The sequence below is a fragment of the Brachyspira sp. genome (genome assembly GCF_050873525.1).
In the GTDB taxonomy this organism is placed as follows: Bacteria; Spirochaetota; Brachyspiria; order Brachyspirales; family Brachyspiraceae; genus Brachyspira.
The window spans coordinates 1-9,316 of record NZ_JBNMIZ010000101.1; the positions used below are offsets into that span (position 1 = coordinate 1).

Sequence of the window (9,316 nt, forward strand, 5' to 3'; positions counted from 1 at the left end):
CTTTTATAATTATTTCAATATTATATTATTCGGTAACTCAATTTTTACTACCGTCACTATCGATTGATAAATTTAATATAAGTTTGATAGATATATTATATGTTTATTTGTTTTCTTTAATCTCATTTTATCTCTCAAATAAAAAATTAATAATCTCTTATTTGTTTATAATAGTCGCTGTTTTTTCATTTTTCGCAATCGAGCCTTTGGGAATAACGATATTAACGAAACCGATATTTTTTACCGATATGCAGGATTTATATCCTTCGTTAATAGAAGTCCTTCCGTTTTATATGCAGGTAATTACTATAGCGGCGACAATATTATATTTTTCTTCGCTTTTTGTATTCGCTTTATATTTTTTATATAGATTAATTAAAATATTTTTAGCGGACAAGAAAAAAGGAATGATATTATTTTTTATAATAATAATTACGACTTATTTATCGTTTTTCAGACAGGTTAAAATTAATTCTATATATCCAAATTATATTGAAAGAGTAAATAAATTCGGGATAATAAATTCCATAAGTTATAGAATTTCTTTCGACAGAGAAAATAATAAAATAATTGCGAATATTGATAATGTAAAAAATGCAATCGAATTATTAAAAGAAGTTCAAAATGAAAGAGATATTTCCAATTTGATTATGCCTTATGATTTTGAAAATACGAACAAAAGAGATGTGTTTATAATATTCATGGAATCTTTTTACGATTACAGTCATTTTTTGGAATTATTTGATAACGACCCTTTTCCAAAAGAATATAGAGAATGGGCTTCGCAGTCGGCAAAAGTGGGACCAAACGATGGCAACGGAAGTTTATTTGCAAGACTTTCTGGTTTAATTGGAACTTCGCCGATTTATCCAAAAAAACAAAAAACCAAGGTAAATAGCGCTTTGCCTTTTTTAATGAAAGACGCGGGTTATAAAACGATAGCGCTCGAAGAATGCGGAATAACTTTTAATTTGGATAAATTATTTCCAAATATTGGATTTGAAGAAATTATATTTAATTTGGGACTCACAAACATAAAAAATTATATTAAGAATAACGATTTTGAAGAACCGCTGTTTGTTTCGGGATTTACTTTTTTGGGACATGCTGGAAGCCATATAAAAAACGATTTGAATATTTTTGAAAACAATAAAAGATTTGCCGAAAAAATAAATAGAAGAGATAGAAAAGTTTTACTCGAAACTATTGAAAATTCCGTTCAAGCGGCGATTGATATAATTGAAACAAAAAAAATAATTCTTCAAAAATATCCCGATGCGATTATAATTTTTAAGCATGACCATTTATATCCTTATTTGGCGGGAATGATTTATAATTCTTCGATAGACGATAAAACGAAAAAAGAATTTTTTGAAACTTATACGATTAGTCCGCTTTTAATATGGAACGGAAAAAATGGAGCTTTCAAATTGGATGACGGATTTCCGCCAGAAAATATTCCTTTATTTATAGCGGCAAATGCGGGAGTCGATTATATCAATTCCATAATCTCGCTTTTGTATAAAGATAAAACCGACAATATTATAAGATTTTATAATAATTTTTATACGAACGAAAATAACAAAATCGTCAAAATAGAAGTTGGCAAAGAAAGTTTATCATATAAATATAATTATGCTCAAAGAATTTTATCGGAAGATATTTTAAGAGGCGAAAAGTATTTTAACGATTTAATAACTCGATAACGGCGCTTTTTTTATTGCTTTTTTTCAATACGATTGTTATAATAGAATAATTAAAGCAGTTAATAAATAGGAAAAGAAATGTATATAAAGAATCTTAATTTGCATGGATTCAAATCTTTCGCCATAGAAACGAATATAGAATTCAATGAAGGAGTTACAGTTGTTCTCGGACCGAACGGAATAGGAAAAAGTAATATTGTGGAGGCTTTTTTATGGGTTATGGGCGAACAGTCGGCAAGCAGATTAAGAATCGACACTTCAAAAGGACTCGAAAGCGTTATTTTTCATGGAACGGACACGAGAAAACCATCCTCGCTCGCTCAGATAACTTTAACATTGGACAATAAAAGCAAATGGATAAAAAAATACGATAAAGACGAAATTATTGTAACTCGAAAATATTATAGAAAAGGTTTGTCGGAATATTATATAAACGATGAGCAGGTGCGACTCAAAGATATAGTCGATATGTTTTTGGATACGGGACTTGGAAAAAACGCTTACTCTGTTATCAAGCAGGGAACGGTGGCGGAAATTGCCAAACAAAAACCCGAAGAGCGAAGAAGCATAATCGAAAATGCAGCGGGAATAAGCAAATATCTCGAGAGACGAAGAGAAGCTACAAGAAAATTGGAAGAGTCGGAAAGAAATCTTGATAATGTAAAAATAGAGATAAAGAACGCCGAAAAATATTATAAATCATTAAAAGAGCAGGCGGCAAGAACCGAAAAATATTATTCTTTAACTGACGAAAGCAAAAAAATAAGCATAAGCATAAATGTCAATCAGGTAAAAAAATCTAAAATTAATCTCGAAGAACTTATAAAAAATTTGGAAGAATCAAATAATAAAAAATCGGAATTGGAAAAAGAGCTTAAAGATTTGGATAATCAAAAACAAAACGAACTTCTTAAATTTGAAGAAACGAGAAATTTATCAATCGAACTGGATAAGCAGGTTTCTTTAATCGATACGGAACTTACTCATATTGAAAAAATGTCCAATCAGTTAAAAATTCAGCTGGAAAATAAAGATAAAGAAAGAGAAGAAAATATTAACCGAAAAAATATTTTAAATAAAAGAATAGAAGAAAATAAAAATCAAATAAAAGAATTTGAAGACGATATAAAAAATATTATCGAAAATATTGAAAGAACATTAAAAGAACAGGAAATTGAAGAAAATAATATAGCGAAAGAACAAAACAAAATCGCGAGTTTAAATGACGAAATTTCAATATTAACTCAAAATAATCAAAACGCCAATTTGAAAATATCGGACGCTCGAGAGAGACAGCTTGAAGTTATAAATAAAATAATAACGGAAATTGACGAAAAGAAAAAAGATATAATGGGAAATAGTTTTTATCAAAATATCGGAAAGCATGAAGCCGATATTGATATCGGTTTTAATAATCTGTTAAACGCCATCGATTCTAAAATGAATTCCATAAAAGATTTTGAAGATTATAATATATTAAATAATTTTAACGAACTTAATTTTAGTTCGATTTCTGGATTTATAGAAAAATTAAAAGATAATTTGGATAACGAAAAAAATGACGCTTTATTTTTGCAAAGCATATTTAAAGAATATACAAAGATAAAAGACCCGTTTGTAGACTTGCTTTTTGATAAAGAAGGCGCTTATATGCAAAAAGAAAATATCGATAAAGAGATTGCCGAACTTGAAAATTATATTAAAAATAATAACGAGAAAATCGAAGAACTTAACAGCGACATAAAAATAGCGGCGGATAATATTAATAGAGCGAATTCCAATTTGACGACTTTAACTATTGAAAAAGCGAAATACGAAACGAATAAAAAAGCTCTGGAAGACAGAAAAGATATAATAATAAAAAATATAAAAATGGTTGAGGAAGAATTTTTATCTCTTGCCGAAAAAATAAATAAACTTGAAGAAGATTATAAAACGATAGACAAAGAGTTTAAACAGAATAATTTTAATTTCAAAGAACTTGAAAAGAAAAAATCTAAAATGGAAAGCGAATCGAGAATAAAGGCAAACGAAATAAAAAAAGCAGAATCCACATTATCGAATTTTGAAGTCAGTCATTCAAAGAGAGTAAAGCGATTAAACGAAGTAAACGATAATATCGCGAGGATAAGCGAGAGAATAAATCAAACCAACGAAAAAATAAACGATATATATAATCATTTTTACGAAAATTACGCTCTCAATTTGAAAGATTTTGAAAACGAAACCAAAAATTTAATCGATGAAGAAGCTTTTAGAGTCAAATTGAACGCGGTAAAAGATAAGATAAAAAATTTAGGAAATATAAACGAAATGGCTTTGGATGAATATCAGGAGGCAAAAAATCGATTTGAATTTTTAAGCAAACAAAAAGAGGATTTGGAAAAATCTAAAGAAGAAATATTAAAAATTATTTTTGACGCAAATAAAAAAGCGGGAGAGGATTTCTTAAAAACATTCAACGAAATAAATAAAAAATTCTCCGAAACTTTTAAAATATTATTCGGCGGCGGAAACGCGGGATTAAAAATACAAAACGAAGAAGATTTATTAAACAGTCCGATAGATATATTCGCTCAGCCTCCGGGAAAAAGAATGGAAAATATAGTTTCTTATTCTGGAGGCGAACTTACAATGACAGGCTTGGCTTTGGTTTTCGCAATTTTCTTATATCGTCCTTCGCCTTTCTGCATATTGGACGAAGTTGACGCGGCATTGGACGGAGCAAATATTATAAGATTCAAAAATATGGTAAAAGGTTTGTCGGATAAAACTCAATTTTTAATAATCACTCATAACGAAGTATCCGCCACGATTGCGGACGCATATTACGGAATAACTGCAGAGGAAAAAGGCGTTTCAAAAATATTTACCGTTAAAGTAGAGAAAGACGGAACGGTTAATGGAAGTAAAAATCAGCTTGTCGCGGAAAGTTAAAAAAGTTAAATTAAATTTTTGCTTTAGATAAAAAACTTTTCAATATAACAATCGTCAAAAAACCGATTATACTTATTAAAACTATAGTCGCACCTGGTTTTAATCCAAAATAGTAAGAAATAAATATTCCAGCAATTGTCCATAATAAATTAAATAAAACGGAATATATTATAGTTTTTTTATAACTTCCCGCTATTTGCAAAGAAGTCGCTACGGGAATTACAATCATTGAAGAGACGATTAAAGCGCCGACAGTTCTTGCCGATATTGAAATCGTAATCGCGGTTAAAATTGTGAATATAAAATTTATTCTTCTAACGGGAACGCCCGACAATCTCGCGAGTCTTTCGTTAAAAGTTATATAAAAAATTTCTTTATAAAGCAAAATAAATGTTAATATTGAAATCAAACCGATTATAATAATTAATTTCAATTCAAAATCGCTTATCGCCACGATGCTTCCAAATAAAAAACTATTGAAATTGACATTATTTGCCACAAATCCCGAAAGGAGTCCCGCCAAACCAACGCTCAAAGACATTATTATCGCTATCGACATCTCTTCGTATTTTGCAATTTTTTTTCTTATATATTCTATCGACAATGCGGCTAAAATACAAAAAATTACCGAAGCCAAAATTGGATTTATATTAAAAACGAGTCCGAAAGTTATTCCCGCAAGCGAAGTATGAGAGATTGCATCTCCAATCATGGATAATCTTTTTAATACTATAACGACTCCGATGCATGGAATTATGACAGCCAAAATTATTCCAACTAAAAAAGCTCTTCTCATAAATTGAAATTCAAATATTTCCATTAAATCAAATTCCTCCAATATTATTATGCGGATGTTTATGTTTATGCAATAATTCCAATTTAAGCTGTTCTTTATCGAGTTCCATTAAATTTCCTTCTTCAAAGCAGAATATTTTTGAAGAAATTTTTGAAACCATATCAATATCATGTGTCACCATTATTATAGAAATATTTTTATTCTTATTCAAATCGCTTAAAATATTATAAATCATCTCTACCGTTTCTCTATCGACTCCGTTTGTCGGTTCGTCTAAAATAAGGATTTTCGGATTCGCAACTAAAGTTCTCGCTAAAAATACTCTTTGAATCTGCCCGCCCGAAAGTTTTGAAATTGTCCGATTAGAATATTTTTCCATTCCTAAAAGTTCGAGCGATTCTATAACTTTAGCGCGATGATTTTTATTTGGAAATTTAAAAAGTCCAATATCGTAAAACATATTCGACATAACAGTTTCATAAACCGTTGCTGGAAAGTTTAGAATTTTATAATAAGCGTTTTGTTCCAAATAACCGATATTATTCCAGCGATTAAATTTTTTTATATCGTCTCCAAATATTTTTATTTCGCCTTTGTTTTGATTCAATTCTCCCAAAATCAATTTTAAAATCGTGCTTTTGCCCGCTCCGTTCGAGCCTATTATTGAAACGAAATCTCCTTCGTTTACCGAAAAACTTATATTTTTAAGTATATATTCCGAAGTATAGCCGAAATAAATTTTATCAAATTCAATAATCTTATTCATTTAATTAAGTCCGTCAAGTAAAGAGATAAGATTTTTTTCCATAATAGAAAAATAATCTTCTCCCGCTTCAATATTTTTTTCGCTTAAAGATTCTATCGGATTCAAAGTCAATGTTTTAATTTTAGTTTCGTTCGCTATAGAATCTACCAATTTTGAACTTGAAAATTCTTCGTAAAATATTGCGTTCACATTATTATTTTTTATAAATGTTATAATCTCCGCCATAGCTTTCGGGTCGGCTTCGTCTCTTGCAATTGCAATTTGATTCAAAGAATATTCTTCGCAAAAATGCCCGAAGGCTGGATGAGTCAAAACCAAATTTCTATTTTTTATATTCGATAAAGAATTTTTAATTTTATTATCGAGTTCATCCAAACGACTCGCGTATAAATTATAATTCGATTCGTAATAATTTTTATTGTCCGAATCAATTTCTGCCAAACCGTTTTTTATATTTTCCATTTGGATTTTTGCATTTTTAGGCGACAGCCAAAAATGAGCGTCCAAATTATTTTCATTATTTATATTGCTTGAAGAATCGACATATTTTATATTTTGTAAACTCTCTTTAACGGCGTCAATCCAATGCTCCATTCCTCCGCCGTTATAAATAAATAAATCAGCTTTCGATAAATTTGCCATATCTCTTGAAGTTATTTCAAAATCATGAGGTTCGGCTCCCGCTTTTGTCATGTTATAAACGGCAATTTTTTCGCCGCCGATTTTTTTAGTAAAATCGTAAATAGGATAAATGCTCGTATAAATTTGTAATTTGTCCGAAGTTTTTTTATTATCGTTATTATTGCAGGCAAATATTGAAAGCAAAATAATTATTATAAGAAATATATTTTTCATTTAATTAATAAAACCTTTTTAATTTTTTATGAATAATATTATAATTTATAATAATTAAAAAAACAAATAAAAATAACGGACGGCTAAAAACCATCCGTTAATATTAATATTGAGTTTAAATGAAAATTAATCAATCTCTTTAATTTAAATTTACCACCGTTCCGTCATAGAAATTCCAAGTATTCTGCAAACTTTTCATATTCTGTTCTGGCGTTGCAATCGTATCGTCCAAATATAAATATCTCGACAATCTATCGTCCGCTCTCTGACTATACGCCTGAAAACCCGCAAATTTTATCGGTTCGGTATTATTAGTTATAAACGCTTCGCTATTAATTGCAAGAAGCAGCCATTCGTAATTAGACGGAAATAGTTTTGTCATTCCAGATATTCCAGTTCCGCCGTTCCAGAAATATCCCGCGTTCATAACCAGTATTTCAATTCTTCCTTTCTTTCCGCCGTTATCGTATTGAGGTCTAAAATTAAACATTTTATTTACAGCCGCATTTCCAAGTTTATTCGCTTCGTCTCTGCTCATAGCGTAAGTATAAACTCCGCCAACCGTATATGTAGTGTTATAATCTCCTGTGCAAAATACTCCGCCGCGATACATTACTATAGTTCCGCCCTCGAATTTCTTTAATATTTTATTCGGTTGTTTTTCCCAGTAAATATCGCCGTTAGGTTTAAACATCAATTTTGAACCGCTTCCCTCTATATAAAAATTCGTTATTATCCTATTCGTCCAAATCTCGGATAATTTAGCCGTATCTTTATAAGAAACGCTTTCTATTTTATAATAACCGTTTCCATAATTCAATCCTTGAAAATAATGCACATCGTAATAACTATTATCTGGAAATGAAGGACTCACATTAGGATTAGGAGTTTGCGCAGGTTTAGGTTCTGGATTTGGCGCAGGATAACTAGGATTAGCGCTATTAATATTAGTTATAGGAGAATTTATATCGAATAAAGGAATATTTGAATTTATATTATTCTTTGAATTTGTATTAACGGTATTATTTTCTTCCGATACGGCGACTGCAGAATTTGTAGGCAAATTTTTCCTGCCGCATGCCGAAATTCCAAATATGCAAAATAAAACTAATATTATAAATATGATAATCGCTTTTGTTTTGATATTTGTTTTAATAAAGTTTTTTCCTTGTTTCATTATTGAACCTCTTGATATATAATTTTATTAATCTATTTTTAATTTAATTAAATAACGCCTACCCGCGGACTATTCCAGTAATTCCAAGTATTATTTAATGTTCCCATATTATCTTCTGGCGTTTTATCTCCAAAATATTTTTTCAAATTATCGTCCGAACTCTGACTATAAGACTGGAAGCCGAATATTAAATTATAGTTCGATTTATCAACAATAAGAAGATTTTCTTGATGAATATACATGCCGTTTAGACTATAGCCATCCCAAAATTTTCCATGATTTAATACAAATATTTCTATTCTTCCTTTCTTTCCGCCGTTATCGTTATTTCTATTGAATAATAATTTTACTGCCTGACTTCTAGGTCCCCAAGTATTCGCATCCTGTCTGCTTATAGCGTAACTATAAACTCCTCCAATTCCGTAAACTCCGTCATACTTTCCGTCTCTATATTTTATTATAGTTCCGCCTTCAAATGTTTTTAATATTTTACTAGGTTTTTCAGACCAATACAAATCACCGTTAGATTTAAAGCATAATTCTCCGACATAGGCTCTTATAATAAATTTTGAAACTAAATTCGTCCATATTTTTGATAGAGTATCCGTATCTTTATAAGAAACATTTGTTGTTTTACTAATATAATTTCTTCCATTGCCTTCATGATACGCTATATTGCGATAACTATCCGATGGAAATGCAGAATTCATATCAGGATTAGGAGTTGGCGTAGGTTCAGGTTCAGGTGTAGGTTCTGGTTCTGGATTCGGTTTAGGATAACTAGGATTATCGCTTCTAATATTAGTTATAGGAGAGTTTATATCGAATAAAGGAATATTTGAATTTATATTATTCTTTGAATTCGTATTATTGACTATATTACTGTCGTTCAATCTGTCGCCTGCCGAATTTGTAGGCAGATTTTCTCCGCCGCATGCTAAAATTCCAAATATGCAAAATAATGCAAATACTAAAAATAAAATAATCGCTTTTGCTTTGACATTTGTTTTAATAAAAGTTTTTTCTTGTTTCATTTTGAACTCCTTAATTTTTTATAGTCTACACTTATAATATAACAA

The 9,316-nt window shown here is 29.8% G+C and carries 7 protein-coding genes; 2 read left to right on the forward strand and 5 right to left on the reverse strand.

Going from position 1 to position 9,316, the window contains the following annotated elements:
- Positions 1-5: 5 nt before the first annotated feature.
- Positions 6-1,706: a sulfatase gene (locus tag ACR0QS_RS07910; protein ID WP_432632906.1), complete on the forward strand. Its 1,701-nt coding sequence runs from the start codon at positions 6-8 to the stop codon at positions 1,704-1,706.
- Between the two features lie 78 nt (positions 1,707-1,784).
- Entirely contained in the window at positions 1,785-4,643 is a 2,859-nt protein-coding gene (locus tag ACR0QS_RS07915; RefSeq protein ID WP_432632900.1) for a chromosome segregation SMC family protein, read from the forward strand.
- A gap of 10 nt (positions 4,644-4,653) precedes the next feature.
- Here ACR0QS_RS07915 and ACR0QS_RS07920 read toward each other — a convergent pair whose 3' ends face one another.
- The 5 genes from ACR0QS_RS07920 to ACR0QS_RS07940 all read right to left on the reverse strand — a co-directional run bounded on the left by ACR0QS_RS07920 (position 4,654) and on the right by ACR0QS_RS07940 (position 9,271).
- Entirely contained in the window at positions 4,654-5,463 is an 810-nt protein-coding gene (locus tag ACR0QS_RS07920) for a metal ABC transporter permease (protein ID WP_432632901.1), read from the reverse strand.
- 4 nt (positions 5,464-5,467) lie between these two features.
- On the reverse strand, positions 5,468-6,205 hold the full coding sequence (locus tag ACR0QS_RS07925; RefSeq protein WP_432632902.1) for a metal ABC transporter ATP-binding protein: 738 nt from the start codon (positions 6,203-6,205) through the stop codon (positions 5,468-5,470).
- Positions 6,206-7,060, reverse strand: a complete 855-nt coding sequence (locus ACR0QS_RS07930) for a metal ABC transporter substrate-binding protein (RefSeq protein WP_432632903.1) — start codon at positions 7,058-7,060, stop codon at positions 6,206-6,208.
- Between the two features lie 139 nt (positions 7,061-7,199).
- Positions 7,200-8,237 (reverse strand): hypothetical protein, encoded by a 1,038-nt coding sequence (locus ACR0QS_RS07935; protein WP_432632904.1) that lies wholly within the window; start codon positions 8,235-8,237, stop codon positions 7,200-7,202.
- Positions 8,238-8,284: 47 nt separating this feature from the next.
- Entirely contained in the window at positions 8,285-9,271 is a 987-nt protein-coding gene (locus ACR0QS_RS07940) for a hypothetical protein (protein WP_432632905.1), read from the reverse strand.
- Between the last annotated feature and the right edge of the window lie 45 nt (positions 9,272-9,316).

Coding starts and splice junctions, on each gene's coding strand:
- ACR0QS_RS07930 (WP_432632903.1), bottom strand. CDS start 7,060: ATGAAAAATATATTTCTTATAATAATTATTTTGCTTTCAATATTTGCC.
- ACR0QS_RS07935 (WP_432632904.1), bottom strand. CDS start 8,237: ATGAAACAAGGAAAAAACTTTATTAAAACAAATATCAAAACAAAAGCG.
- ACR0QS_RS07940 (WP_432632905.1), bottom strand. CDS start 9,271: ATGAAACAAGAAAAAACTTTTATTAAAACAAATGTCAAAGCAAAAGCG.
- ACR0QS_RS07920 (WP_432632901.1), bottom strand. CDS start 5,463: ATGGAAATATTTGAATTTCAATTTATGAGAAGAGCTTTTTTAGTTGGA.
- ACR0QS_RS07925 (WP_432632902.1), bottom strand. CDS start 6,205: ATGAATAAGATTATTGAATTTGATAAAATTTATTTCGGCTATACTTCG.
- ACR0QS_RS07915 (WP_432632900.1), top strand. CDS start 1,785: ATGTATATAAAGAATCTTAATTTGCATGGATTCAAATCTTTCGCCATA.